27 protein-coding genes and 1 pseudogene are annotated in these 25,572 nt (G+C 70.6%); 13 read left to right on the forward strand and 15 right to left on the reverse strand.

The window, feature by feature from the left end; all coding sequences use genetic code 11:
• The first annotated feature begins 22 nt into the window (after nucleotides 1-22).
• Nucleotides 23-1,411, forward strand: coding sequence for an alpha-glucosidase/alpha-galactosidase (locus Q0937_RS16285; protein WP_299305824.1), 1,389 nt, complete (start codon nucleotides 23-25; stop codon nucleotides 1,409-1,411).
• A gap of 80 nt (nucleotides 1,412-1,491) precedes the next feature.
• Here Q0937_RS16285 and Q0937_RS16290 read toward each other — a convergent pair whose 3' ends face one another.
• Nucleotides 1,492-2,391 carry an ArgP/LysG family DNA-binding transcriptional regulator gene (locus Q0937_RS16290; protein WP_299305825.1) on the reverse strand — a complete coding sequence of 300 codons (900 nt, stop codon included), beginning with the start codon at nucleotides 2,389-2,391 and terminating at the stop codon, nucleotides 1,492-1,494.
• A gap of 85 nt (nucleotides 2,392-2,476) precedes the next feature.
• On the opposite strand from Q0937_RS16290, the gene Q0937_RS16295 reads away from it, so the two are divergent.
• The 3 genes from Q0937_RS16295 (at nucleotide 2,477) to Q0937_RS16305 (ending at nucleotide 7,099) form a co-directional block, all read left to right on the forward strand.
• A complete protein-coding gene (locus tag Q0937_RS16295; RefSeq protein ID WP_299305826.1) occupies nucleotides 2,477-3,079 on the forward strand; it encodes a LysE/ArgO family amino acid transporter in 603 nt (200 codons plus the stop codon).
• Nucleotides 3,080-3,245: 166 nt separating this feature from the next.
• Nucleotides 3,246-4,955 (forward strand): D-lactate dehydrogenase, encoded by a 1,710-nt coding sequence (dld, locus tag Q0937_RS16300; protein WP_299305827.1) that lies wholly within the window; start codon nucleotides 3,246-3,248, stop codon nucleotides 4,953-4,955.
• A 281-nt stretch (nucleotides 4,956-5,236) separates the two neighbouring features.
• Nucleotides 5,237-7,099: a heavy metal translocating P-type ATPase gene (locus tag Q0937_RS16305; RefSeq protein ID WP_299305828.1), complete on the forward strand. Its 1,863-nt coding sequence runs from the start codon at nucleotides 5,237-5,239 to the stop codon at nucleotides 7,097-7,099.
• A gap of 197 nt (nucleotides 7,100-7,296) precedes the next feature.
• On the opposite strand, the pseudogene Q0937_RS16310 reads toward Q0937_RS16305, so the two are convergent.
• Nucleotides 7,297-7,446, reverse strand: a pseudogene (locus Q0937_RS16310) (zinc-dependent alcohol dehydrogenase); the annotation flags it as partial.
• A gap of 138 nt (nucleotides 7,447-7,584) precedes the next feature.
• Here Q0937_RS16310 and Q0937_RS16315 point away from each other — a divergent pair.
• Together Q0937_RS16315 and Q0937_RS16320 are read left to right on the forward strand one after the other, a co-directional pair.
• On the forward strand, nucleotides 7,585-7,812 hold the full coding sequence (locus tag Q0937_RS16315; RefSeq protein WP_299305830.1) for a PLDc N-terminal domain-containing protein: 228 nt from the start codon (nucleotides 7,585-7,587) through the stop codon (nucleotides 7,810-7,812).
• A gap of 454 nt (nucleotides 7,813-8,266) precedes the next feature.
• Nucleotides 8,267-8,713: a universal stress protein gene (locus Q0937_RS16320; RefSeq protein ID WP_299305832.1), complete on the forward strand. Its 447-nt coding sequence runs from the start codon at nucleotides 8,267-8,269 to the stop codon at nucleotides 8,711-8,713.
• Between the two features lie 39 nt (nucleotides 8,714-8,752).
• Here the strand turns inward: Q0937_RS16320 and Q0937_RS16325 are convergent, their stop codons facing one another.
• The 7 genes from Q0937_RS16325 to Q0937_RS16355 all read right to left on the reverse strand — a co-directional run bounded on the left by Q0937_RS16325 (nucleotide 8,753) and on the right by Q0937_RS16355 (nucleotide 13,821).
• The gene (locus Q0937_RS16325) at nucleotides 8,753-9,607 is read right to left on the reverse strand and encodes an alpha/beta fold hydrolase (RefSeq protein ID WP_299305833.1); all 855 of its coding nucleotides are present in this window, start codon (nucleotides 9,605-9,607) and stop codon (nucleotides 8,753-8,755) included.
• 306 nt (nucleotides 9,608-9,913) lie between these two features.
• Nucleotides 9,914-10,078: a hypothetical protein gene (locus Q0937_RS16330; RefSeq protein WP_299305835.1), complete on the reverse strand. Its 165-nt coding sequence runs from the start codon at nucleotides 10,076-10,078 to the stop codon at nucleotides 9,914-9,916.
• A 28-nt stretch (nucleotides 10,079-10,106) separates the two neighbouring features.
• Entirely contained in the window at nucleotides 10,107-10,703 is a 597-nt protein-coding gene (locus Q0937_RS16335; protein ID WP_299305837.1) for a rhodanese-like domain-containing protein, read from the reverse strand.
• Nucleotides 10,700-12,142, reverse strand: a complete 1,443-nt coding sequence (locus Q0937_RS16340) for an MBL fold metallo-hydrolase (protein WP_299305838.1) — start codon at nucleotides 12,140-12,142, stop codon at nucleotides 10,700-10,702. Before Q0937_RS16340 ends, Q0937_RS16335 begins: the two co-directional genes overlap by 4 nt.
• Before the next feature lie 56 nt (nucleotides 12,143-12,198).
• The gene (locus tag Q0937_RS16345; protein WP_299305840.1) at nucleotides 12,199-12,633 is read right to left on the reverse strand and encodes a co-chaperone YbbN; all 435 of its coding nucleotides are present in this window, start codon (nucleotides 12,631-12,633) and stop codon (nucleotides 12,199-12,201) included.
• Nucleotides 12,630-13,499, reverse strand: coding sequence for a sulfite exporter TauE/SafE family protein (locus Q0937_RS16350; protein ID WP_299305842.1), 870 nt, complete (start codon nucleotides 13,497-13,499; stop codon nucleotides 12,630-12,632). Before Q0937_RS16350 ends, Q0937_RS16345 begins: the two co-directional genes overlap by 4 nt.
• Nucleotides 13,500-13,524: 25 nt before the next feature.
• Complete coding sequence (locus Q0937_RS16355; RefSeq protein WP_299305843.1) at nucleotides 13,525-13,821, reverse strand: rhodanese-like domain-containing protein; 297 nt, start codon at nucleotides 13,819-13,821, stop codon at nucleotides 13,525-13,527.
• A gap of 160 nt (nucleotides 13,822-13,981) precedes the next feature.
• Between Q0937_RS16355 and Q0937_RS16360 the strand changes: the two genes are divergently transcribed.
• From Q0937_RS16360 to Q0937_RS16375, 4 genes are all read left to right on the forward strand, one after another.
• Complete coding sequence (locus Q0937_RS16360) at nucleotides 13,982-14,239, forward strand: metal-sensitive transcriptional regulator (RefSeq protein WP_299305844.1); 258 nt, start codon at nucleotides 13,982-13,984, stop codon at nucleotides 14,237-14,239.
• Between the two features lie 16 nt (nucleotides 14,240-14,255).
• Entirely contained in the window at nucleotides 14,256-14,708 is a 453-nt protein-coding gene (locus Q0937_RS16365; protein WP_363323241.1) for a DUF302 domain-containing protein, read from the forward strand.
• Nucleotides 14,709-15,316: 608 nt separating this feature from the next.
• Nucleotides 15,317-15,484 carry a hypothetical protein gene (locus Q0937_RS16370; protein WP_299305845.1) on the forward strand — a complete coding sequence of 56 codons (168 nt, stop codon included), beginning with the start codon at nucleotides 15,317-15,319 and terminating at the stop codon, nucleotides 15,482-15,484.
• A gap of 229 nt (nucleotides 15,485-15,713) precedes the next feature.
• On the forward strand, nucleotides 15,714-16,118 hold the full coding sequence (locus tag Q0937_RS16375; protein WP_299305846.1) for a VOC family protein: 405 nt from the start codon (nucleotides 15,714-15,716) through the stop codon (nucleotides 16,116-16,118).
• Nucleotides 16,119-16,278: 160 nt separating this feature from the next.
• Here Q0937_RS16375 and Q0937_RS16380 read toward each other — a convergent pair whose 3' ends face one another.
• The 3 genes from Q0937_RS16380 to Q0937_RS16390 all read right to left on the reverse strand — a co-directional run bounded on the left by Q0937_RS16380 (nucleotide 16,279) and on the right by Q0937_RS16390 (nucleotide 21,791).
• Nucleotides 16,279-16,698, reverse strand: a complete 420-nt coding sequence (locus Q0937_RS16380) for an alpha/beta fold hydrolase (RefSeq protein ID WP_299305848.1) — start codon at nucleotides 16,696-16,698, stop codon at nucleotides 16,279-16,281.
• Between the two features lie 79 nt (nucleotides 16,699-16,777).
• Entirely contained in the window at nucleotides 16,778-20,134 is a 3,357-nt protein-coding gene (locus tag Q0937_RS16385) for a histone-like nucleoid-structuring protein Lsr2 (RefSeq protein WP_299305850.1), read from the reverse strand.
• A gap of 571 nt (nucleotides 20,135-20,705) precedes the next feature.
• Nucleotides 20,706-21,791, reverse strand: a complete 1,086-nt coding sequence (locus tag Q0937_RS16390) for a 2,3-butanediol dehydrogenase (protein WP_299305852.1) — start codon at nucleotides 21,789-21,791, stop codon at nucleotides 20,706-20,708.
• A gap of 169 nt (nucleotides 21,792-21,960) precedes the next feature.
• On the opposite strand from Q0937_RS16390, the gene Q0937_RS16395 reads away from it, so the two are divergent.
• The 3 genes from Q0937_RS16395 to Q0937_RS16405 all read left to right on the forward strand — a co-directional run bounded on the left by Q0937_RS16395 (nucleotide 21,961) and on the right by Q0937_RS16405 (nucleotide 23,206).
• Nucleotides 21,961-22,608, forward strand: a complete 648-nt coding sequence (locus Q0937_RS16395; protein ID WP_299305854.1) for a hypothetical protein — start codon at nucleotides 21,961-21,963, stop codon at nucleotides 22,606-22,608.
• A gap of 95 nt (nucleotides 22,609-22,703) precedes the next feature.
• Nucleotides 22,704-22,871 carry a hypothetical protein gene (locus Q0937_RS16400; protein WP_299305856.1) on the forward strand — a complete coding sequence of 56 codons (168 nt, stop codon included), beginning with the start codon at nucleotides 22,704-22,706 and terminating at the stop codon, nucleotides 22,869-22,871.
• A gap of 50 nt (nucleotides 22,872-22,921) precedes the next feature.
• The gene (locus Q0937_RS16405; RefSeq protein WP_299305858.1) at nucleotides 22,922-23,206 is read left to right on the forward strand and encodes a hypothetical protein; all 285 of its coding nucleotides are present in this window, start codon (nucleotides 22,922-22,924) and stop codon (nucleotides 23,204-23,206) included.
• A 100-nt stretch (nucleotides 23,207-23,306) separates the two neighbouring features.
• Here Q0937_RS16405 and Q0937_RS16410 read toward each other — a convergent pair whose 3' ends face one another.
• From Q0937_RS16410 to Q0937_RS16420, 3 genes are read right to left on the reverse strand one after another with little or no spacing between them, the layout of a single operon-like run.
• Nucleotides 23,307-24,041: a DUF429 domain-containing protein gene (locus Q0937_RS16410; protein WP_299305860.1), complete on the reverse strand. Its 735-nt coding sequence runs from the start codon at nucleotides 24,039-24,041 to the stop codon at nucleotides 23,307-23,309.
• A 5-nt stretch (nucleotides 24,042-24,046) separates the two neighbouring features.
• Nucleotides 24,047-25,399, reverse strand: coding sequence for a C69 family dipeptidase (locus tag Q0937_RS16415; protein WP_299305901.1), 1,353 nt, complete (start codon nucleotides 25,397-25,399; stop codon nucleotides 24,047-24,049).
• Entirely contained in the window at nucleotides 25,363-25,539 is a 177-nt protein-coding gene (locus Q0937_RS16420; protein WP_299305905.1) for a hypothetical protein, read from the reverse strand. Before Q0937_RS16420 ends, Q0937_RS16415 begins: the two co-directional genes overlap by 37 nt.
• Between the last annotated feature and the right edge of the window lie 33 nt (nucleotides 25,540-25,572).

Consider the following 25,572-nt stretch of genomic DNA (forward strand, 5'->3'; position numbering starts at 1 on the left):
TCTGCGCCCCTAGCGTGAAGGCATGACAACGACGTTCGTGAAGAACCCCAAGATCACCCTCATCGGCGCCGGCGGTTTCGTGTTCCCGTTCCGCCTCATCGGGGACATCCTCTCCTTCCCCGCGCTGCGCGATTCGACCCTCACCCTGATGGACGTGAACCCCGACAAGCTCGGCCCCGTCGCCGCCGCGACCCGCGAGCTCGTGGACCACCACGGCTTCGGAGCCACGGTCCAGGAGACCACCGACCGCCGCGCGGCGCTGGAGGGGGCGGACATCGTGATCATCACCTTCCAGGTGGGCGGGGTGGAGTCCTATAAGCACGATGTCGAGATCCCGCGGAAGTACGGAATCGACCAGACCGTCGGCGACACCGTGGGCCCCGGCGGCGTGTTCCGCTTCCTGCGCTCGGTGGCCGCTTACGACGAGATCGCGGCCGACGCCCTCGAGGTGTGCCCGGACGCCACCTTCATCAACTACGCCAACCCCATGGCGATGGCCACCGCGTACCTGAACGCGAAGGGACTGCGCACCGTGGGGCTGTGCCACAGCGTCCAGGGCACCACCCGGATGCTCGCCCGCACCCTGGGCCTGCCCTACGAGGAGATCTCCTACCGCTGCGCCGGCATCAATCACCAGGCCTGGATCCTCGAGTTCATGCACGGCCAGGAGGATCTGTACCCGCAGGTCCGCGAGGTGATGGCCGCGAAGCATCAGCGCGGCCGCGGCGCTGAAGACCTCGCGGGGGATGACGGCGACCACTCGGAGGCGGCCGACGCAGCCAGCACCTACGAGGGCGGCAACGAGCAGGTGCGCACCTCGATCATGAACGCCTTCGGCTTTTTCCAGACCGAGTCCAGCCACCACGCCTCGGAGTACTTGCCCTACTTCCGAAAGACCCCCGAGCTGGCCCGGGAGTTCATCCCCGAGCGCTGGGACTACTTCGAGATCTGCGTGGCCCACGACGACCAGGGCGATATCGACGCCCAGATGACGAAGCTGAAGGCAGAGCTCGCGCCGAGCGTCGAGTACGGCGCGCAGATCGCGAACTCGATCGTCTCCGGCACCCCGAGCGTGGTCCACGGCAACGTGCCCAACCACGGCGCCCTGATCACGAACCTCCCGGCCGATGCCTGCGTCGAGGTGCCCTGCCTGGTCGATGCCCGCGGGGTCCAGCCCACCGCCATCGGGGACCTGCCGCCGCAGCTGGCGGCGCTGAACCGCACCAACGTCAACGTGCAGACCCTCGCCGTGCGCGCGGCGCTCGAGGGGAACGTGGAGAACGTCCACCACGCGGTGGCGCTGGATCCGCTGACCGCCGCGCTGCTCACCCTCGAGGACGCCCGGGCGATGACCGACGAGATGCTCGCCGCGCATGCGGACCGGCTGCCGGAGCGGTTGCGGCAGGGCTGACCGAGCAGCTCGCGTGCCGTGAGTAGCGTCGAGCTGAAGCCGATGGCGGCCCCGCTGAGGGTCGGCTGGCCGAGAGCGCGTCAGCCCTGCTCCAGCTCCCTCCGCGCGGTCTCCAGCACGGCGTCCGTGAGCGCATCGAGCAGCGCTGAGGGGGTCTTCGCCACCTGCCAGAACAGGGCGGAGGTGACCGGGTCCCCGCCGATCGCGAACAGCTCGCCGCTCGCGAGCTGGGGTTCGGCCTGCATGGTCAGCAGCATCCCCCAGCCGAGCCCGGCGAGGACGGCGCCCGCGAGCTCGTGCGTGGAGGGGACCAGATGGCGCGGGGCGAGCGCGGGATCCACGCCCTGCCGACGCAGCCAGGTGGCCTGCAGGTCATCGCTCGCGTCGTAGTCGATCCGCGGAGCCCGGGCGAGAACGTCCGGGCCGACGGAGCCTGTCGACGTCCCGGACCAGCGCTCCCGCCACGCGGGGGAGGCGACCGCGACGTAGACGATGCTGCCCAGCGGCAGCGAGCGATACCCCGGCGGGGCCGAGGTCGCGGAGGTCACGGCCGCGAGGGCAGCCCCGGTGGTGAGCAGGCGTGCGGTCTCGTCCTGGTCCTCGCGCTGCAGCTCCAGCTGCGCGTCATGCTCCTCGGCGAACGTCGCGAGGGCCGGCACGAACCAGGTGGCGAGCGAGTCGGAGTTCACGGCGATCCCGATCCTCGGCTGCTCTCCCTGCGCCTCGAGCCCGAGTGCCGCCCGTGCCTCCTGCTCGAGGAGCGCCTGACCGCGGGCGAAGCGCACCACCACCTCGCCGGGCGCGGTGAGCCGCACCGGCTTCGCCCGCACCAGCAGGCGCTGGCCCAGCTGCTGCTCGAGCAGCCTCACCCGCTGGCTCACGGCCGACGGGGTCATGTGCTGGCGTCGAGCCGCGGCCTCGAGCGTGCCCTCTTCGGCGACGAGGCGGAGCGTCTCCGCGAGGGCAGGGTCGATACGCATGCCTGGATCGTAGATGAAGCACTGCTTCAACTGGTGCAGGAATGTTCGCTGGTGCTTCATCATGGGTGCCTCTAGTGTCGATCAGGTGACCATCGCACTGCACGGCCTCCTCGCCGGCCTCACTCTCATCATCGCGATCGGCTCCCAGAACGTGTTCGTGCTCCGCCAGGGCATCCGGCGTGAGCACGTGCTGCCCGTGGTGGCCGTATGCATCGCCTCGGACGCCGTGCTCATCACGGCCGGCGCCGGCGGACTCGGCGCCCTGGTACGGGCCGTGCCCGAGGTGGTCGTCGCCGCGCGCTGGGCCGGCGTCGCCTTCCTCCTCGGTTACGCCGTGCTCGCTGCGCGCCGGGCGCTGCGCGGCGGCGAGTCTCTGCAGGCCGACGGGGCCGGGCGGGGTAGCGGGCTCGGCGCCGTGGTCGCCACCGCGCTCGCGCTCACCTGGCTGAACCCGCACGTGTACCTCGACACCGTGCTCCTGCTCGGCTCCATCGCCGCCACCCACGGCGCACAGGCGTGGCTGTTCGCCGTCGGGGCGGTGGTCGGCAGCACGATCTGGTTCACGGCGCTGGGGTTCGGGGCGCGAGGGTTAGGGCGGGTGCTGTCGAGTGCAAGGTCCTGGCGGGTGCTCGACGGGCTGGTGGCGGTGACGATGGTGATGGTCGCGATGATGCTTGCGCGCGGGTGAGCTCCCCGCTGGCTTCCCCGTCGCGGTGACTGTCAGCTGGCTCAGGCGCCTCACCTCCGACAGACTTCGCGATACTGCCGTTCCATGATGATTACGCTGGCCGAGGGCCCGCGAGGGCTCTGAGCACCCCGCGTGCTCGACCACCAAGGCGAAGGAGCACCCACAAATGCGCGCACCACGGAACCCTCGATCGGCGCGGGCCGTCGACGCCTTCGCCGAGATCATGGGGAGAAAGCACGTCCTCACCTCGGCGCGCGCCACCGCCCCCTACGCCACGGGCGACCGCTTCGGCACGGGCGAGGTGCTCGCCGTGCTGCGACCGGGCTCGCTGGTGGACATGTGGCGCGCCCTGCAGGTGTGCGTGGACCACGACCTGATCGTCATCACCCAGGCCGCCAACACCGGGCTCACCGGCGGCTCCGGGCCCGGCGACCAGGACTACGACCGCGACATCGTCATCCTCTCCACCCTGCGGATCGACCAGATCCATCTGCTCCACGACGCCCGTGAGGCGATCTGCCTGCCCGGCTCCACGCTCTTCGCACTCGAGGAGACGCTCGCACCGCTCGGACGCGAACCCCACTCGGTGATCGGCTCGACCTCGATCGGGGCGAGCGTGGTCGGCGGGATCGCGAACAACTCCGGCGGCACCCAGATCCGCAAGGGCCCGGCGTACACCGAGCAGGCGATCTTCGCCCGGGTCGATGAGCACGGGAAGATCCAGCTGGTGAACCACCTGGGCATCGACCTCGGGACCGACCCCACGCACATCCTCGACCGTCTGCAGCGCGGCGAATGGGACGCCGCCGACGTCACCCCGCCACCGCCGGACTCCACCGGCACCGCCTATGCCGAGCACGTGCGCCAGCTCGCGAGCACCCCGGCCCGCTTCAACGCGGATCCGACCTTCCTCCACGAGGCCTCGGGCTGCGCCGGGAAGCTGATGGTGTTCGCGGTGCGCACCCGCACGTTCCCGCTCGAGAAGGACAAGGCCACCTTCTACATCGGCACCGACCGTCCGGCGGACCTCGAGGGTCTGCGCCGCGCCTTCCTCGCCGCGGACGCCCCGCTGCCGATCTCCGGGGAGTACATGAGCGCGCACGCCTTCGATCTTGCTGTGACGTATGGGAAGGACACGTACGTCTCCCTCAAGCACGCCGGCTCCCGCACCCTGGTGCGCATGTTCGCCCTGAAGGGCTGGGCGAACGGGGTCTTCTCGAAGGTGCCGGGTCTGGGGCCGTCGGTGGCCGACGCGATCTCCCAGAAGCTGTTCTCCCTGGTGCCGGAGAAGCTCCCGGCGCGCCTGGTCGAGCACCGCGACCGGTACGCCCATCACCTGCTGCTGGTGGTCAGCGGCAGCCAGCGGGAGGCGACCGCGCAGCTGCTGACGGAGTTCTTCACCGCGCCCGAGCACGAGGGCGCATTCTTCGAGTGCGACGCCGACGAGGCCGAGAGCGCCACCCTGATCCGCTTCGGCGTGGCCAGCGCCGCCAGCCGCTTCTTCGTCATGCACCGCAGCGAGGCCTCGGCGATGGTCACCTTCGACGTCGCCCTGCGCCGGGACGATGCGGACTGGCTCGAGGTGCTGCCCCCTCAGATCGCTGACCAGCTGCTGGAGAGCGTCTACTTCGGTCACTTCTTCTGCCACGTGCTGCACCAGGACCACGTGGCCAAGAAGGGCGTGGACCCGGTGGCGCTGAAGAAGATGATGACGGCGCTGCTTCAGAGCCGCGGCGCCGCCGTGCCGGCCGAGCACAACTTCGGCCGCATCTACCCGGCGCCCGAACCGATGGTGGAGCACTTCAAGCGGCTCGACCCGCTGAACATGTTCAACGCCGGCGTGGGGGAGACCTCGCCGCGGAAGCGGTGGGCGTGACGGCGGCGAGGATATGGGTGGTGAAGGGTCAGACCAGCCTCGAGTTCTTCCACCTGTCCCTGATGGCGATCTAGACCAGAACCCCGTGTGATCCCGAGCAGTTGTTCGCTCTTCACGGACGCGAGATGGATGCTCCTCCTCTCCGGGTGAGTGGAATGCCGGTCCGTGCTGGTGGCGGCCGGCGCGGGACCGATCCGCAATCGGCCGGCCGCACGCGGCGCTCGAGAGGCGCTCTGAGCGATCGGCGTGCCGGAACTGCTCATCCAGGGCAAGCTGGGCGCATGCGGACACTCGGCGTGTTGAAGCGGTACCCGGCTGTTCTCGTCACAGTCGTCGCCCTCGGCGGGGTGCTGCTCCTCCTCGCCGTCGGCGAGGAGCCCGTCGCGGCGAGCGTCGCCACCGTCTATGCGGCGGCCTTCGTCGCGTGGACCCTGGTGGGGATGGTCCGGGACGTGCTGCGCGGCCACGTCGGTCTCGACATCCTCGCCGTGGTGGCGATGGTCGCGACTCTCGCCGTCGGCGAGTACCTGGCCTCGCTGATCATCGTGCTGATGCTCTCCGGCGGCGAAGCACTCGAGGACTACGCGAGTCATCGCGCGAAACGAGACCTCTCGGCGCTGCTGGACCGCTCGCCGCGCATCGCGCACGTGCTGACGCATTCCCAGGCCTCCGATGCGGACACCACCGAGGACGTCCCGGTCGACGAGGTGAGGGTCGGCGACGTGCTCCTCGTGCGCCCCTCGGAGATCGTGCCGGTCGACGGCGTGCTGCTCACCGCCACAGGCTCGTTCGACGAGTCCTCCCTGACGGGCGAGAGCATGCCCGTGTCCCGGGAGGCCGGCGGCGAGGTGCTCTCCGGTGCGGTGAACGGGGCGCGCGCGGTGCGGATCCGTGCGGTGCGACGCAGTGCCGACAGCCAGTATCAGCAGATCGTCGCGCTCGTGCACGCCGCCGAGAAGTCCCGGGCGCCCGTCGTGCGTCTCGCCGATCGCTTCGCGATCCCCTTCACCGCGGTCGCTCTCGTCCTGGCCGGCGCGGCCTGGGGCATCTCCGGTGATCCGACCCGATTCGCCGAGGTCCTCGTCCTGGCGACCCCGTGCCCGCTGCTCATCGCGGCTCCCGTCGCCTTCCTCGGCGGACTCTCCCGTGCTGCCAAGGCCGGGGTGATCATCAAGGGCGGCGCAGTCATCGAGCAGCTGGCACGCGTACGCTCGGCGGCGTTCGACAAGACCGGCACCCTGACCCAGGGATCACCGACGCTCGTCGACGTCCGCCCCGCACCCGGCGTCACGGCCGAGGAACTCCTCATGCTGGCCGCGTCCGCGGAACAGTACTCCTCGCACGTCCTCGCCGCGGGAATCCGCAGCGCCGCCGCCGACCGCGGCCTCGTGCTGCGTGCGGCGAGCGAAGCGAGCGAGGTCGCGACGAACGGGGTGACGGCGGTCGTCGACGGCCGCACGGTCGTCGTCGGCAAGCCCGCCTACGTCGCCTCGGTCGCGCCGGAGACCGTGCGTCCAACTCTCAGCACCGGGGAGGCGGCTGCGTACGTCGCGGTCGACGGTCGGTTCGCCGGTGTTCTCATCCTCGCCGACGCCGCACGGCCCGAAGCCCCGGCCGTCGTCTCCTGGCTCCGCCGGAACGGTGTGGAGGACGTCATGATGCTCACGGGCGATGTCCGGTCGACGGCCGAGGCCATCGGCGACCAGGTGGGCATCGAGGACATCCACGCAGACCTCCTGCCGCCCCAGAAGGTGCAGCTCGCGGGGGAGTTCGAGCCGCGTCCGATCATGATGGTCGGCGACGGGGTCAACGACGCCCCCGTCCTGGCTGCCGCCGACATCGGCATCGCCATGGGTGCACGAGGCGCGACGGCGGCGGGCGACGCGGCCGCAGTGGTCATCCTCGTCGACTCCCTCGCGAAGGTCGTCGACGCCGTCTCCATCGGACGGCACACCCTGCGCGTCGCGCTCACCGCGATCTGGATCGGCATCGGGCTGAGCATCGGTCTCATGCTGATCGCGATGACCGGCCTCATCCCCGCCGTCGTCGGGGCACTGGTGCAGGAGGTCGTCGATCTGGCGACGATCCTGTACGCCCTGCGCGCGCTGCGCGGCCCGCGAAGCACCCTCGGCTCAGCCACGTAGGGTGCCGTCCGGTCCCGATCGACCTCATCGCGGGGGTGAGCTCCTCGAGCGGGACGGTGATCCTGCCCGGCGGCCGGCTCAACCCGTGCGAAGCCCGTCGGACCGCCCGAACGGCTGTGTCAGCCGTTCATCGCCATGACGACGCGGCCGTCGATCCTTCCGGCCTCCATCTCGGCGAAGATCTCGTTGCTGTCCTCGACGTCGACGGCCACAATCCGCAGCCCCATGGCCACCGCGTACTGGACAGCGACGTGGCCCAGCCCACCGATCCCCGAGACGAGCACCCACTGTCCCGGCCTGGTGTCGGTCACCTTCAGGCCCTTGTCGACGGTGACGCCGGCGCACAGGGCAGGGTTCCGGTGCATCGGGGAGCGATCTAGGATCAGGCGAAGAGCATCGACGCCCTGTCCTGTGCCGCGAAGTCCGCCTCCCTCAGCTGAAGGACCACGAGGCCGCCGAACGGGGCCATCGCAGAGGAGACCTCTATGAACAGCGGAAAGAAGCGTCATTGGAAGGACCTGACCGCGGGCCAGCAGGCAGCAGTGCTGACCTTGGCCTCGGTGCAGCTGTCCCTCGCAGTCACTGCCTGGACCGATCTGGCGATCCGGCCGGCGGACCAGGTGCGCGGCGGCAAGGCGACGTGGGCTGGCATCATCGCCATCAACTTCCTGGGCCCCGTCCTCTATTTCACTCGCGGTATCCAGCGCCACTGACCGCGCGATGGGTGCAGGGACGCTCTGCTCTATCGCCGGGGAGTCGACCGAGCGCACACTCGAGCCGCCCTCGTCCTGACCCACCTGAGCAAGAACGCGCGCATGCTCATCCTGGGCGACCGCGACAGCGCTGAGTCTTATCGGGGTTCGAGGTCGCGGCGCCGGAACAGCAGCAGCGCGGCGGCGCCGGTCGGGACCGCCAGCGCCGAGCATGACCGTGGAGGCCATTGCTCGGAGTCGGTCCATTCCGCTCGGCAACCCCGTAGTGAGGGGCAGGAGCGGATCGCCGCGACAACGGCTCCCACGCTGCCCCCACCGCATACCGGGCCGGGTGCGAACCCGGGTCGACGGGGAGCGCTCGTGCAGGATCGGACCTCGTGCCCCCGGCGCCGGCCCCGTCCGGTGGGGACCTCGGCCCCTTCCCAAGGAAGTGGTCGAAGCAGACAATCAAGGCATGAGCGATCACACATCGAAGCACCGCATCATCGTCGGCGTCGACGGCTCCGACTCCTCCATCGTTGCGCTTCAGCAGGCGGCCGAGCTCGCTGTCGCCCTGAACTGTCCCCTTGAAGCGATCATGACCTGGGACTTCACCTACGGATACGACCCGCGAGACTCCCAGTGGTCACCCGGCCGCGAGACATACCCCCAGAGTGAAGCAGAGAAGGCCCTGGCTGCGGCCATCGCGCGAGCGTTCCCGGAGGACCCCCCGCTCCCCATCGGCGCGCAAGTGATGCGCGGTCCCTCCGCCGGCGTCCTGATCCACGAGAGCAAGCGCGCGCGCATGCTCGTCCTGGGCAGCCGCGGCCACGGCGGCTTCATGGGGCTGCTGCTCGGGTCGGTCAGCGCAGCGTGCTCCGCCCACGCCCAGTGCCCCGTACTGATCGTCCACGCGCCGTAGGGCACCGACGCCGTGTCGACGGCCGGCCCTGCGGGCTGCTCACCGCGCCGAGGCCGCGTCCAGGTGGCGCAGCGTGGCGCGGGCGACCTCGTGGGGCTGTTCCTCGGGGGCGAAGTGCCCGCAGTCCTCGATCACGTGAAGACCGCTGCCGGGGATGGCGTCGCGGAGCCGGTGGGCCCGTTCGAGGACCTGCCAGGTGTCCTGCGCTCCCCAGATGAGCTGCACGGGGATGTCGGCCAGGCGGAAGAGGCGGTCGCTGATCTCCATGGTGTGTTTCGGGTCGTAGTGGGAGACCTGGTGCGCGAAGAAGCTGGGCTGCCCGATCGGTCCGCTGATGAAGTCCAGATACGTCTCGAGGGCCTCCGGGTCGAACCGTTCGGGCCTGGCATGGGTGGAGCGGAGCCACTCGCGGAAGTGCTCGCGGTGCTCGCCGTCGGGCGTCCTCGCCAGCGTCTCCAGCCCCGCGGCCATCTGCTGCCGGGTGCGGGAGGAGGGGTAGCTGTCGAAGCTGACGACGTCGATGAGGGTCAGGCTGCGGAGCCGGGGGGTGGACTCGACGGCGAACCGCTGGGCGATCCCGCCGCCGATGTCGTGGGCGACGAGGTGGAACGTCTCCAGCCCCCAGTGCTCGAGCAGCCCTTCCAGGATCGCGACGTTCCCGGTGATCGAGGTGTCCACCGCAGGGTCCGCGGGCCGCTCGGACACACCGTAGCCCAGCAGGTCGAACACATGCGCCCGGTACCCGGCGGCCACGAGCTCCGGCACCACACCGCGCCAGATCAGGGACGAGGAGGGGGTGCCGTGGAGCAGCACCACCGGCTCGCCCTCGCCGTGGATGCCATGGGCGATCCGGTGCCCGGCGATGACGGCGTGCTGATCGACGATCTGTTCCATGCGCGCTCCTCGGTTCCTCCGTGCCCCTCCCGTGCCACAGAGCGTGATTCCGGCTCTGCTGCACCGGCGCCGGCGCGAGCGCCGTCCGTCCGTCCACGATAAATAGACTGGTCTACCCAGCGCAATCACCCCGTACGACCTCGGCAGCAGCGCCCCGATCGCGATGCCGGAGCTCTTCTCCGCGGACGCCGCGGCGGTGGTCCGGGCCGGAGAGCGGCCACGCCTCCCGGTGACCACAACGGAGCCCTCCGCGGGCACGTCAGTGCGCGCAGAGGGCTCCGAGATGGCCTCGAGACCTGGCCGGGGTCAGCGTCCGAGGAGGCGGGCGAAGAATCCGGGGCGGGGGGCGTCGTCGGCGTGGCCGGGGCAGCGATCCCGGGGGGCGACGTTCTTCATGACCTGGTCGACGTGCTGGCCGCAGCCGGCCCAGGTGGTCTTGCCGCAGGTGCGGCAGGTGGTGGCTCGGCACATGGGGTGCTCCTTGAGGGTTGGGGAGGGGTCAGGCGGTCTGCGCGGGTGCCTTCTCGAAGAGGGCTGCGAGGGAGGGGTCCGGTGCGACGCGATTCCAGGGCATCTTCGAGAGGACCGAGGCCATGGCGCAGGAGTCGCCGAGGGCGGAGTAGGTCAGGCCCGCGCCGATGGCGCCGGCGACCATTCCCAGGCGGGGGTGGATCAGCTGACCGGCCAGGGTGCCGAGCAGGACGAGGGAGCCGGCCGTCATGCGGACCTGGCGGTCCATCGCCCAGCGGGTTCCGCGTCGCACCACGGTGCCGCCGGCTGCCTGGTAGGCGGCGATGCCGCCCTCGAGGACGTCGACGGTGTCGAAGCCGGCCTCGTGCAGTGCCGAGCAGGCCTTGCTCGCCCGGGCGCCGGACTGGCACACCAGCACGACGTGGTCGTGCATGCGCTCGGCGAGGGCCTCGGTGTGCTCGGTGAGGAGGTCCAGGGGCACGTTGTAGGAGCCGCGGATGTGGGTGGTCTCGAACTCGCCCGGGGTGCGGACGTCGACGATCATCAGCTCCGGATCCTCGGAGAGGCGTCGGGTGAGCTCGGCCGGCGCGACGGTACGGGGGGCGTTCTGTGCGGGGGTGGTCATCGGGCATCCTCCCCGGTGGTCGCGAGGTCGTGCTGCTGCGCGGTCCACTGGGACCAGCCGGCGTAGCTGCCTTCCAGCTCGACCACGTCGTGGCCGGCGCGGCGCAGCGCCGCGGCGGCGACGGAGTTGCGCAGACCGGACTGGCAGAAGGTGATCAGGCGGCCCGCACCGGGATCGGGCAGGTCGTCCTGGTGGAAGAGCACCTTCCCGGCCGAGAGCTGCTCGGCGCCGGTGATGGTGCCGTCCGCGTGCTCGCTGCGGTTTCGCACATCCAGCAGCAGGGCCGTGGAGTCCTTCGCGCGCAGCGCCTCAAGATCGGCAGGGGAGACCACCGCCGGGACCGTGGTGGGCAGGCCGTCGAGGGAGGTGACATAGCCGGTCAGGGAGTCCACCCCGACCCGCACGAAGTGTTCGCCGTACTCGGCGGCGTCCTCGGCGCCCTCAGCAAGCACCACCAGGCGGGCGTCGTCGCTCTCGGGATCGAAGGCCCAGGCGATGTGGGTGGCGGCCTTGCCGAGCGAGGGGATGCTCAGCGCGCCGGGCACCGTCCCGGCGTGGACCTGATCCACGCCCCGGGTATCGACCAGCGCGAGAGTGCCGTCCTCGAGGCCGCGCTCGAGCTCGCCCGCGTCCATCGGCCGCGGGGCGGGCCGGTCGCCGAGGATCGCGGGTCCCTGCTTGTTCTGGCGCTTCATCCGTGCGAAGTAGGCGTGCGCGTCGGGCTGCCCGTCCAGCAGTTCGTCGATGAAGCCCTGCTCGTCGTCGCGCTCGAGGTAGGTGGCCCACCAGGCGAACTTCCGCTCATAGCCGACGGTCGTCGACGGCAGAGCGCCCAGCGCCTTGCCGCAGGCCGATCCGGCGCCGTGGCCGGGGAAGACCTGCACATGGTCGGGCAGGGTGAGGAAGGCGCCCTTCAGCGAGGCGAACAGCTGCTTGGCGCCCTCGAACCGGGTGTCCTGCATGCCGGCGGCCTCGTCCAGCAGGTCCGGACGGCCCAGGTCCCCGGAGAACACGAAGTCACCGGTGAGGTAGTAGCCGGGCTCGTCGGTGAAGGCGCCATCGGTGATCAGGTAGGACAGGTGCTCCGGGGTGTGGCCCGGGGTGTGGCGGGCGGCGACGGTGATGTTGCCCAGCTGGATCGTGTCGCGATCGTGCAGCAGCTCGGCCTCGAAGCCGTAGGTCCAGTCCTCTCCACCCTCGCCGGAGACGTACGCGGTGGCACCGGTCGCGGCGGCCAGCTCACGGGTGCCGGAGAGGAAGTCGGCGTGGATGTGGGTCTCGGTCACCGCGGTGATGGTCATCCCGTGGTGGGCGGCAAGGTCCAGGTAGACCTGGATGTCGCGCCGCGGATCCACCACCAGCGCCACGCTCTGGGACTGGCAGCCGATGAAGTAGCTGGCCTGGGACAGGTCCTCGTCATAGATGCGTTCGAGAAGCATCGTTCCTCCTGAAAGAAGTGGTCTGCAGTATTGCGCTTCGTATACCCCCCAGGGTATCAGGTACCCCCGGGGGTATGCAAGGCGGCGGTGGAGAGTTGGTCGATCGCTGCGGGTCTCCTCGCGGCGCGATCCGGAGTCCCCGGGTTCGTGGCGCGCACCGTTTCGAGCATCCTCGTGAGGCGGGAGGCGCGGAGCCCGCCCTGATGGGTCCGCGCCAGCAGTCCGTCACGGAAGAGCATCAGTGTGGGCAGGGCCCGGATGTTCGCGGCAGCGGCCAGTCCGGGCTCGGCCTCGGTGTCGACGGCGGCGAACAGCACCTCCGGGTGCTCAGCGGCGACGGCAGCGAAGATGGGGGAGAAGCGCCGGCACGGGGCGCACCAGGAGGCCCAGAAGTCCACCACGACCAGCTCATGGGAGCGGATCGCGGAGCCGAACGTGGCCTCCGTCAGTGCGAGGACGTGCCCGGGTGCGTGGGGAGCGGAGGCGCTCATGTGGTTCTCCGCGTCGCGTGCAGGGGGCAGCTCGGCAGCAGGAACCAGCATCCGGCAGCCGCGAGGGCGAGCAGCACCGCTACCGCGCCGGCGATGGTGCCGGCGATCCCCGGCAGCTCCTGGACCAGGACGAACGCGCCCATGACCAGGACGAAGATGCCGAAGCCCTTGCGCAGGACGTTTTCGGGGATCCGCCCGGCCAGGCGCGATCCGAGCAGTGAGCCGAGGATCGCGGCGAGGGTCACCCCGCCCACCAGGGCCCAGTCCAGCGAGACCGAGGTGAGGTAGCCGGCGAGCCCTGCGAAGGACTTCATCGCGATCACCACCAGCGAGGTGCCTACGGCCACCGGCATCGGCAGTCCTCCTAGCAGCGCCAGGGCGGGCACCACCAGGAACCCTCCGCCCGCGCCGACCAGGCCGGTGGCGAGTCCGACCGCGAGCCCTTCGGCCACGATCTTCGCCGTGGGCAGGTCGCGCGGGGAGGGGTCCTCTGAGCGGGCGCTCTTGCGGCCGCGGATCATCGCGATCGACGTCGCGACCATCATCAGCGCGAACGCGATCATCAGCACGGTGCCGGGGATGTAGCCGCCGAGGAGGCCGCCGCCGAAGGCGCCGACCATCCCCGCTGCCCCGAAGATCAGCCCGGTGCGCCACCGCACCCGGCCAGCGCGGGCGTGGCTGATGGCGCTGACTGCCGAGGTGGTCCCGACGACGAACAGCGAGGCGGCGATCGCCTCTCTGGGCGGGAGCCCTGCCACATAGGTCAGGATCGGCACTGTCAGGATGGAGCCGCCGCCGCCGAGCAGTCCGAGCGAGACGCCGATCAGGACCGCCAGCAGCAGGGTGAGGACGAGGGTGAACGTCATGAAGGCCTCCTTCTGGGCTGCGGAATCAGGCCGTGGGCAGGCCGGCGGCGTGCCACGCGACCATCCCGCCACCCATCGTCGCGGCATCGAATCCGGCCGCCTCGAGCTGCTCCGCCGCGCGGGCGCTGCGCTGCCCGCTGCGGCACACCGTGATCACCGGCCGCTCCCGGTCCAGCTCTCCCGCTCGCGCGGCGAGCTGTCCGAGCGGGATGTGGATCGCGCCGGGGATCATCCTCTCGGCAACCTCCTCGTCCTCGCGGACATCGACGATCTGGTCCCGCACGCGACGGACATCGGCCTCGGCAACGGTGATCTCGGGCATGACTGCTTCCTCTCCACGTAGTCAGTCGCCCCCGTGGCCGGGCTGGCGACCGGCGGGTGCACTGCGCCCGCGCCACAGAGAATGACACATACCCCAGGGGGTATGCAAGACACCCCCGGGGGTATAGGATCGGGCCATCACCTTCAGTCAGGAGAACGCCATGGAACTCGACCCCTCGGACATGACTCCCGTCATCCATCGCCTCAAGCGGGCTCAGGGACAGCTCGCCGCTGTCACCCGGATGATCGAGGAGGGCAGTGAGTGCAAGGACGTCGTCACCCAGCTCTCGGCCGTCTCCAAGGCGCTGGACCGCGCCGGATTCGCGATCATCGCCAGCGGTATGGAGCAGTGCATGACCAGCCCGGACAAGGATCTGGACCGCAAGGAACTCGAGAAGCTGTTCCTGACCCTGGCCTGAGACTCAGGACCTCGAGATGATCGAGGTCCGGCACGACGACCCGAAGGAGAACGCGATGACCTACACCCATCACCTCACCCTCGACCAGCCGTACGCGCAGGCCGTCGAGAGCGTGCGCGCAGCGCTGTCCGAGCAGGGATTCGGGATCATCACCGAAATCGATATGCGGGCCACGTTCGAGAAGAAGCTCGACGCCGACGCGGCCGAGGAGATCGGCGACTACATCATCCTCGGCGCCTGCAATCCCAGCCTTGCTCGCCAGGCCCTCGGCGCAGAGCCGCAGCTCGGCGCACTGCTGCCGTGCAACGTGATCGTCCGGCGCGGGGCCGACGACGGCCACAGCATCGTCGAGGCGATGGATCCGAAGGTCATGGTCCAGCTCAGCGACAGCGATCAGGTCCGGACTGTCGCTGAGGACGCCGACAGCCGACTGCAGGGCACCCTGGCGGCGTTGCGCCGCTCCGCCTGACGTCCCTGAGCCCTCCCCGGCCAGCCGACCTGAGCACCGGACCACTCACTGACGACGTTCACCCGCCGAGAATCTGGAGGGCCTGCATCAGGCCCCGTGGCCTCTGCCGAAAGGGGAGGGTTCCCTCCGGTGGTCCGACCATGCGGGCAGCGATCACGCAGAGCGCCATCCACGCTTGTGGCCCGTGGTCAGCCCGCCATGGGCAGGCCGGCGCCGGCGGCGTCGTCGAAGTTGCCGTCGATGTGCACGACTTCGCGACCTTTGCGCTCGAGCAGGCTCGCAGTAGGAAGTCAGTCCGCACCCGGCAGCTCCGCCACGTCGGTGAGGCCGGCGGTGGCACCGCCCACGGTGTCGGAGGCCGCGGCGATCCGCTCCGCCATCACCGTGGAGGCCTGCTCTTCGACGGTGTCGTCGGTGTAGGCGATGTGCCACGAGGAGACCTGGTGGCAGCGATGGGTGCGCGCGGTGATTCCGGTTCCGGCCGTAGATCGTGGCGACCTCGAGACCGGTATCGCGCAGCCGCTCGCCCATCACCTCGGCGTCGTCGCGCGGCTCCACGACTCCCGCCGCGCGTAGCCCGGGGAGCACCGCGACATGGAGGCCTCGTCATGACCGCTCGCTCTGGAGAGCCCACTCACGAACCGTTCCCAGGACCTGGAAATCCGCCGGTCCCGCAGCTCGAGGACGACGAGACGACGGCGCCCCGCCCGGAGGAGGAGATCGCGGATCGGCTGCGGTCCGAGCCCGATCCGGACGGCCGCCCTCACGACGGCTGAGACGCACCGCACCGCACGAGCGCTGGTCGCTCCGGTGCTGTCGATCAGCTGTCCCGCACCGCCCGGACGGAGCAGGACTCCTCTCGCGGCGCAGCAGCACGCCATCTCGCGGCCAGGTTCTCGAGCGTCACGGCACGTAGCACGCTCCGGACACGGTGCGGGAGTCGCTGGCTCTGTTCCGGGGCGGCATGGGCGCGTTCTCAGTGGGCGAACCGATAGGCTCGATGGCGTGAAGGAGATCCCGCTGAACTCCCCGATTCGCATCGCACGCCCGTCCAGTGATCTTGACGCGGCCGAACGTTTCTGGGTCGAGGGCGTCGGCCTGCAGATGCTCTGGCGATCCGGCAAGGACGTCGAGGGCGGGCATCGGCTGACAATGGTCGGCCAGCCCGGTGCTCCCTGGCACCTGGAGCTCGTCGACGATCCCGAAGCGGCGGCGGCTTCCATGCCCGGCCCCGAAGACCTGCTCGTGATCTACCTCGGCGAGCCCGCGGATCCGGAGCTTCTCGACCGGATCACGGCCGCGGGCGGCCGCCTGGTGGCCGCTCGCAACCCCTATTGGGACCGCTGGGGTGTGACCATCGCCGATCCGGATGAGCACCTCGTCGTCCTGAGCGAGCGCACTTGGGGATAGTGACGAGCCGTCGACGCAGCATCTGAACGGTCGACGCCAGCCGCATCGCCCCTCTCTTCGACGGCGACGGTGCTGTTCGGGTGGAGCTCGGCGCTGGTCGTGGAGATGGCGGTGGGAGCGCGGTCGGGCACGGAGTGAGACGGACCTGCCCGTTCTTGGCTCACCGCGCCGAGGCCGCGTCCAGGTGGCGCAGCGCGGCGCGGGCGACCTCGTGGGGCTGTTCCTCGGGGGCGAAGTGCCCGCAGTCCTCGATCACGTGAAGGCCGCTGCCCGGGATGGCGTCGCGGAGCCGGTGGGCCCGTTCGAGAACCTGCCAGGTGTCCTGCGCTCCCCAGATGAGCTGCACGGGGATGTCGGCCAGGCGGGAAAGGCGATCGCTGATCTCCAACGTGTGCTTCGGATCGTAATGCGAGACCTGGTGCGCGAAGAAGCTGGGCTGCCCGATCGGTCCGCTGATGAAGTCCAGATACGTCTCGAGGGCCTCCGGGTCGAACCGTTCGGGCCTGGCATGGGTGGAGCGGAGCCACTCGCGGAAGTGCTCGCGGTGCTCGCCGTCGGGCTCCGACAGGGAGGCGAGCACCAGGATAGTTCGAGGCGGGGATCCGTTCAGCGGGCTCAGGGACGGCGCGCTTTCGTCGTGCCCGGTGTGGCGCCCTGCCTCACCCCACCCAGCTCAGGAACTCCTCCGCCGTGATCACGGGCTTGTCCCACTTCGCGGCATTCTTCGCCTTGCCGGACTGCGAGCCCGCCTCGGCAACGACCAGCACGTCGGTGCGGGTCTTGGTCAGCGTCGGCACGGCCACGAGCCCCCGTGCCACGGCCATGGCGTGGAGATCCTCCTTCTCCAGCCACCCGTGCCCCGGCGAGTGGACCGTCCCCGAGAAGCACACCCGCGCCCCGGCCACGAGCACGTCGGCCGCCGCCACGGGTCCGTCGGCCGCGAACCCCTCGGGCAGCACCTGCACCCCGAAATGGCGCTCCACCGCGCGCAGGCGCTCGACCACCTCGTCGTCGGGGGAGAGCACCCGCTCCCACGTCCCACCGAGCAGACGCGCGAGGACCTCGGCGGAGTCGTCCTGCGCACCCAGGTTCCCGCCCACCACGAAGCCCGTCGGCTGCGATACCCCGCCGGCTCCGGTGGTCCGCGCGAGCAGGTACCCGTGCCCGGTGACGACCTGGCGGAACGCCGTGCCCGTCCCGGGCAGCTCGGCGCCCGAGGCGCGCACACGCCGCACCGCATCGCGCACCGCCCGGGCCCGTTCGAGCGCGGTCGGCGCCGTCAGCCCCGTGCGCTCGTCCTCGGTCAACAGGCGGTGGGGGAGGTCGAGCCCGAGCGGTATCGGCTCCACGATCCCGTTGCGCTTGAGCTCGAAGTCCACGTGCGCGAGCTGGCGGTCCACCCCGGCGCCCACCGGCACCCGACCGGCCAGCAGCGCGCTGAGCGCGGGCCAGGCCTCGGCCAGCAGCGGCGCGAGCTGCACGTCCCGCGCGGTCAGGCCGAACTCGTCGCGCGCGGAGAACAGGTCCTGGGTGGGGTTCAGGACGGTGGTCGCCTCGTCCCCGTCCTCGGTCACCACCGCGATCTCCACCGGTCGGGGTCGCCAGCGGTCGCCGTCGGTGCCCACCGTGAGCACCGACAGGTAGGCCTCGCCGAGCGCGTCGGTGCTCGCCGCTCCGGTCGCGAGGTAGCGGCGCACCCGCTGGTCCGTCTTCAGGTCCCGCGGCAGCACCTCGCGCCGGAGCACCAGGCCCGCGAGACTCGTGCAGCGCGAGAGCGCCACATACAGCTGGCCGTTGGCGAAGGTGCCGCCGGTGAGGTCCACGACCACGCGATCCAGGGTCTGGCCCTGGGACTTGTGGATGGTGATCGCCCAGGCCAGCTTCATCGGCAACTGGGTGAAGGTCCCGACCTTCTCGTGCCGGAGCGAGCCGCCCTGCACGCTGGGCCGCGTGATCTCCCAGGTGTGCTCGCGCACCTGCTCGGTGCTGCCGTCGCGCAGGAGCACCGTGATGCGCGGCCCGTCCTCGTCGGCGCCGATCGCGGTGATGCGGCCCAGGGTGCCGTTGACCCAGCGGTTGCTCGGGTCGTTGTTCAGCAGCATCACCTGCGCGCCGACGGCGAGCTGCAGCATGTCGTCGGTGGGGTGCTCGAACCCGTCGGTGTCCCCGGTGATCCGGGCGCTGAAGGTGCGCGCCGGATCGGGGAGGCGCTCGAGCAGCTGGCGGTTGCGGGCGCCGACGATCCGGTTCGTGGTGGCCAGCGTCAGCCAGAACTCGTCCTGCGCCGGCTCGAACTCCGGATCGGTGCGCTGGTTCAGCTCGGCCCGGGCGTCCTCGAGCAGCGTCCCGTCCCGCACAGCGTTCAGCAGGGTCACCAGCTGATCATCGCCCTGCTGGCGGAACACGGTGCCGAGCTCGACCACGGGGAAGGTCGCCGGGTCGAAGGAGTTCGCGGAGAAGAAGAACGGGGTCCCGAAGCGCTCCTCGATCCACGCCGCCTCCGCATCCCTCACCACTGGCGGCAGCTGGTACAGGTCGCCCACCAGCACCAGCTGGACCCCGCCGAAGGGCGTGCCCGGCTTCGGACCGAAGCGCTCGAGGGCCGCGGTGAGCGCGTCGAACAGATCGGCTCGCACCATCGAGGCCTCGTCGACGATGAGAGTGTCCAGCTCCTTGAGCGCCCTCGCGAAGCGGCCCGGGTAGTAGCCGCCGCCGCGCACCGTCTCCTCGGTGACCCCGAGCGGGAAGGAGAACAGGCGGTGGATCGTGTACCCGTCCACGTTCAGCGCCGCGATCCCGGTGGGCGCGACGGTGATCGTGCGGCGCTGGGCGGACTCGAGGTAGTGGCGGATCAGCGTCGACTTGCCGGTGCCCGCCTTGCCCGTGAGAAACAGGTGATGGCCGGCGTGGAGATGGTCGAGCGCCGCCTGGAACTCGGGGGTGATGGTGAAAGCGGCGGCCGACGGGGCTGGTGCGGCCGCCGGGTTCGGTGCCTCCGAAACGGCAGGTGCGGCCGCCGGGGCGGCGGGGGCCGCATCGGCCGGGGCGGCGTGCGTCCGGGTGCGCCGGGGCAGCGAGTCTGTGGTGGGGGCAACGACCGCCCTCGGGGTTCCCACCGACGGGTGGTCCTCCCCGTCCCTCGCCGCGCGGTACTGCGCGACGAGCGCGGCGCTCAGCCGCCCGCGCTCGCCGACGGCGATGCCCTGCGCACGGGCCCAGGCACGGATCGCGGTGGGGGAGGCGTCGGCGGTGCGGGGGTCGACGGGCGTGGCAGGAGGGGCGCTCGCCGGCGGTGGGGTGCGCGGGGCAGCCGGCGTTGGCATCTGCGCCTGCGTCGGCTCCTGCGCCTGTGGAGCCGTCTCGACCACGACCGGGCGGGCAGCGGCCCGCGTTCCCGCGTCCAGCGCACGCGTCGCGGTGAGCGGGCCGTCGAAACCGGTCTGCGCATCCATCGCGAGGTACCGCGCGAGCAGGTCCGCGGTGGCGAAGGAGTCGCCGAGTGCGGAGTGGGCGCCCTGGAGCTCCACCCCGAGCGCCGCGCAGCAGTCCGACAGTCTGCGCCGCTGCAGTTGCGGCAGGTACAGCGTGCTGCCCTGCAGGGTGCAGTACGCCTGGAAGCGCGGCATCGGCAGCTCAGCGCGGGTGAACTCGGCGCGCAGGAAGGCGACATCGAACTCGGCGTTGTGTGCGACGACCACGAGATACTGCAGGGCCGTCCCGACCGCGACCGCGAGGTCCCGGAAGCGGGGCGCGGTGGCGACGGCAGCATCGGTGATCCCGTGGATGTGGGTCGCGCCGACGGGACCGTCCGGATGGAAGCGCGCCGTCCACTGGTCGAGCACGCGCCCGTGCTCGTCCGTGCGCAGGATCGCGAGCTCGAGGATCCGGTGGCGGTCGGGGTCGAGCCCAGTGGTCTCCACATCGATCACCGCGAAGCGCGGGATGGCGGGCGGGGTCAGCGAGTCGGCCTCCGCCGGGGCGGGAGGACGGCGGCGCAGACGATTCAGCAGCCCCACGGGAGCCCCTTCCGAAGCGGAGAGCATAGTGCCCTCGATCATCGCAGAGCGGGCTGACGATGCAGGACGCTCTACACGAGCTGGAACGGCGGCGGAACTGGCCGAGCGCGTCTGCGGCGGCGGATCGCCGGCGGTCCGCCGAGCATGCCCGTCGGCTGCCAGCCCCAGCGCCCACGATGATCCGACGACGACCACCCCCGACGAGATCAGCGAGGACCGCTCATGGGCGCAGAATGGCCCGGCATCCTCGATCCCGAGGTGCGAGCTCATCGAGGAAGGGTTCGTCTGGGCCGCTGGTGACCGCTCCGCTGTGTGACTGTTCCTGCCGGTGCTGCCGTACGTGGCGGTGAACGGACTGCGAGCGTGGATCACGGCTGGCAACACCGTACCGCCGATCCTTCTGTCGGCCGTCGAGCATCCGGAGTTCCGCACTCTCATCGATCTGATCACCCACCCGGGCGCTGCCGTGGACGCGACCTACGTGGACGCGCTCACGTCGGAAACAGCGGGACCGGAGCACCGCGAGGCGAGGAGCTCCGGTCGCGGCCGCTGAACGTCACGGCACCCCGGCTCAGGCCGGGTCGACGCCCTTGCCGGAGGGGGAGACCAGGATCTTCACGGCAGTCTCGTTGCGATGGATGAGGGTGTCGAACCCCTTGTCGATCAGATCCTCGAGCTGGATGCGCCCGGTGATGAAGGGAGCGAGATCGATCTTGCCGCTCTCCACGAGCTCGATGACCGCCGGGTGGTTGTTGACGTATCCGATCGATCCACGCAGGTCGATCTCCTTCATCACCAGCTTGTGCATGTCGAAGTCGGAGCGGTGGCCCCAGATCGAGATGTTCAGCAGCACCCCGGTGGGTCGCAGCGCATCCATCAGGGTGTCCAGCACCGCCTGCACGCTGGTGGCCTCGAAGGCGATGTCCGCGCCCTTGCCGCCGGTGAGGTCGTGCACCTCCTGGGCCACGTCGACTGCGGCCGGGTCCAGTGCGTGATCCGCGGCGCCGGAGTCCAGGGCCTTCTGGCGGCGCAGCGAGGAGAGCTCGGAGATCACCACTGTCACGCCCAGGGCCCGCAGCACCGCACCGGTGAGCAGTCCGATGGGGCCGGCGCCGCCGATCACGGCGATGTCACCGGCCTTCGCGCCGGAGCGCTGTACTCCGTGATAGGCGACGGCGAGCGGCTCGATGAGCGCGGCCTGGTCCAGCGGGATGCTGGGATCGATCTTGTGGACCCAGCGGCGAGGGACGGCGAGCTTCTCGGCCAGACCGCCTCCGCCGCCGCCGAGGCCGATGAAGTTCATTCCCTCGGAGAGGTGGTAGTCGGTCGAGTCCGGACCGGTGTCGGTGCCGTCTTTGAGGATGTAGGGCTCGACGACCACCGTGTCACCCACCTCGAGGTCGGTGATGCCCTCGCCGAGCGCCGCCACGACCCCGGAGAATTCGTGGCCGAGCGTCACCGGAGCCGTCTCTCCGGTCCAGGACGTCGGCGTGTCCGGGGTGGGGCAGAAGATCGGACCGTCCAGGTACTCATGCAGATCGGTGCCGCAGATCCCACAGAAGGCGACGTCGATGAGCACCTCGCCAGCGCCGGCGGTGGGTTCGTCGATCTCCTCGATGCGGATGTCCTTGTTGCCGTAATAGCGTGCTGCGCGCACGGTGATCAACCCTCTCGACTTCGCTCTCTGGTCGCTTCTCGCCCGGGGAAGTGATGGCATCGATCGTAGCGAGCCGGATGAGATGCGGAGGGGGACCAACGTCGCTCAGAGCGGAGCGGCACGATGACCTGAGGACGACAACCCCCGACGAGATCCGCGAGGACCGCTCATGAGCGCAGAATGGCCCGGCATCCTCGATCCCGAGGTGATGAACGAGAGCATCGTCGAGGCGTCCCACCGCCTCGCCGACGCCGCGAAGACCGGCCGCTGGGATGTGGTGCTGGACCTCCTCGAGTCGGGGCAGGCGCAGGACGCCAACCAGTGGCGGTTCGGCGAGACGTCCTGGTTCACCCCGCTGCACCAGGCGGCCTGGCTCGGCGCTCCGGTCGAGGTCGCCGAACGACTGCTCCGCCTCGGCGCGTGGCGCTCGCTCCGGACGGCCGACGGCGCCCGGGCGGACGATCTCGCACGGACGCGCGGCCACCACTACCTGCTCGAGATCCTCGCCGTCCCGGAGCTGACCGAGCGGGAGCAGCAGAAGTTCACGGCGTGGGATCAGCATCTGGCGGCCCTGATCGCGGAGCGCACCCGGAGCCTCGATCCCGTGCGGTCCCGCCCGGTGCCCACCGAGGTGATCGCCCTGGACCGGCTCGAGTCGCTCTGGTTCCCGTATCCAGGGATGTACGGCGGCTTCACCTTGTCGATCCGGGAGGACCGGCTCGTGGTGGCGAGCTGGAGCCGGGTCGTCGACGGCTCCGGGCAGAGGCACGTCATCACCGAGAGCGGGTGCGAGCTCGTCGAGGAAGGGTTCGTCTGAGCCGTCGTCGGCACGTCGGCGTGCTCGCTCCTCCCACCTGGTCCGCCGCTCCCGCCGCGCGTAGCCTGGGGGCACCACGACAGGGAGGCCTCGCCATGACCGCTCGATCCGGAGATCCCACGCACGAACCGTTCCCCGGCCCCGGGGAACCGCCCGTCCCACAGCTCGAGGACGATCAGACCGCGGCGCCCCGCCCGGAGGAGGAGATCGCAGACCAGCTGCGGTCCGAGCCCGCTCCGGACGGCCGCCCGCACGACGGCTGACACGCGCCGCACCGCACGAGCCGAGGTCGCTCCGGTGGGACCATGGCTCCATGGCGCACACGGAGCAGCTTCTCGTCGAGATCAGGGGTGCCCTCGGCCAGCTGTCCCGCACCGCACAGGCGGAACGGGACTCTTCTCGCGGCGCGGTGGCGCGCAACCTTGCGGCCACGTTCTCGGGCGTCACGGACCGCGGCACGCTCCGAGACGCGGCACGGGAATCGCTGCCCCTGTTCCGAGGCGGCATGGGCTCGTTCCAGGACGTCGGCACCGCGCCCATGGCGGACGCAGTCGAGCGGCTGCACCGCGCGCTGTCCAGGGCATCGCAGCGCTGGTGACCTCGTGCCTCCACTCGGATCTCGACCCCGGTGATGGCGGTCGTCGCCGTCGGCGTCCTCGTGCTGGGGATCGTGGGATCCGCTTGACCGGCGAGGACCCTCACTCCGGCGCGGGCAGCCAGATCCATCCTTCGTCGGCCGCGGCCGCGGCGAGTTCCGCTCGTGGAGAGATCGCCCTGCCAAGCAGCACCTCTCGGGCGACCACCGCGGCGATCACGGCGTCGAGTGCATCGTCCGATGCCGCGCACACGCCCTCGTGTCCTGCCCAGTCCAGCCACGGCCACCGGGCGCTGAGCGCTTCGACGAGCTCGCCACGCACCAGAGCTCCGGCGGCCTTCTTATAGCGCTGGGCTCCGAATCCCCAGGCGGCGAGCGCGGCGCCCGGGTACACCTCGCAGGCCACACCGCTTCCGTCGCGCGGTGTGGGGATGTGCTGCTCCCGCAGGCGCGCGGCGATCGCCGCCCAGCGGATGGCAGGGTAGGCGATCTTGTCCGCTGCGACGCTGAGAGGCGTCTTGCCCACCCGCCTGCGCACCTCGAGATCCGTCTCTCGGAAGAGAACGGCCCGACGCCAGTCCGGTCCGGTGTCCGCCGGGGACTCGAGGTCGCCGGCCTGGTGCCCGGCGACCAGATCGACGAAACGGCGCGGCCATCCGAAGGGCACGTCGACGCCGGCTTTCGAGGCGGGAATGATCGCCGCGAGAACGTCGTCGTCGCTCGCCCCCACGTGGACGTCGTCGATGCGGACCACGTGGTTCTCCTCGCGGAGCACCGCGAGACCTGTCCTGCGCGGGTCCGCCGCGAGATCGATGCCGGCGAAGAGCCGAGGGGCCACTGTTCTCACCCGTCCGACCGCGAGAACCGGTTCGTCATGTGGGTGCTCGCGGTGGCGAGGACCTCGCCCAGCAGCGCGTCCGTCGCGGTGCGGATCTGCACGGCGATCGTCGTGTTCGCCCCGGCGAGCAGGGCAGCTACCTGGACGTCGTTGGCCGATGACGCCGCCGCGGTCGCCGCGTGCACGGCCGCGTGACCAAGCGCCAGGGTGCGCTGCTGGTAGCGCTCGATCGCGGGGAGGGTCTCGGCGTGGTGCGCGTCCGCGAGGGCCGCGATCATGCGTGAGGTCCAGTAGAAGCTGTCCGTGCTGACGTTCGCCCCGGTGGTCGTGAGGTAGCCGGGTGCTTCCTCGACGTTCGTGAACATCGGGATCAGCGTGGTGAACGGGAGCGAGGCGTAGGCGACCCATTGCAGCGCGCGATGGGACGGGGGCAGGTCCGGGCGGATCTGCAGGATCGCGAGCGCGTTGTGGCGGTTGATGCCGATGGGGCGGAACGCCGTGCGCTCCGCCTCGGTGCCGCGGGCGGAGTACGGGTCGAAGACGGTGCCCTGGTAGTGGGAGCTGAGCACGTCTTTGACGTCCTCGATCGTGAGGAGGCGCTCGGGCCGCCGGCTCCACGGGAGATCGTCCGAGTTTGGGCTCGCCCCGGGCAGGCCCGCGTCCCAGTCCTCGCTCGTGGGATTCAGGGTGCGCTGCATGGACCAGGCGCGGGGTGTGTTGTAGACGTGGTCCGCGGACGTGTGGGAACCGAAAGCAAGGCGAGGGTTGAACACCGACGGCGCCGGATCGTCCACGTCCCGCTGCGTGAGGTCCAGGTGGTGGGTGGTGAGGAACTCCCGCAGGTCGGGGCTCGCCAGGTGGTCGCGGCCCGGCCCTTCCGCGTCGTCGAGGTCGAAGGAGTCGATGCCCAGCTGGTTCGGCATCGTCACGTAGTGGTCCTCCGGGACGCGCCGCGCGATCCAGTGGTGCCCGCCCACCGTCTCGAGCCACCAGATGTCCTGCTCGTCGCTGAAGGCGATCCCGTTCATCTCGTAGGTGCCGTGCTCCGTGAGCAGCGCGCCGAGGCGCTCCACCCCCTCGCGCGCGGTGCGGATGTAGGGGAGGACCAGCGTCACGAAGTCCTCCTCGCCGAACCCGCCGGGCGCGCCGGTGGCCGGGTCGTGCCTCACGAGCGGGTCCGCGCCGAGCACCCACGGGTTGCTGGTGATCGTCTCCGTGGCGCTCATGCCGACGTTCGCCGCGTTGATGCCGGCGCTCGGCCACACCCCGTTGACCCCCAGCGCATCCGGGATCGCGGTGTACCGCAGCGGATCCTCCGTGACTACAACGTCATGGCCCGCAACACCTTGGCCAGCCAGCGTCGGACGGAATCCTTCGAGATACCCTCGTGGCGGGCGACCGCGGTAACTGCGGCGAACTGGGAGGGGTACTCCTGCTGGTGTTCCCGCACGAGCCACACGCACCTCGCGCGCAACTGGGGATCGATTGTCTTCGACATGCTTTCTATCCTCTCGGACACAAACAGCAGCGG

The organism is uncultured Brachybacterium sp. (assembly GCF_947500705.1).
Taxonomy (GTDB): domain Bacteria; phylum Actinomycetota; class Actinomycetes; order Actinomycetales; family Dermabacteraceae; genus Brachybacterium.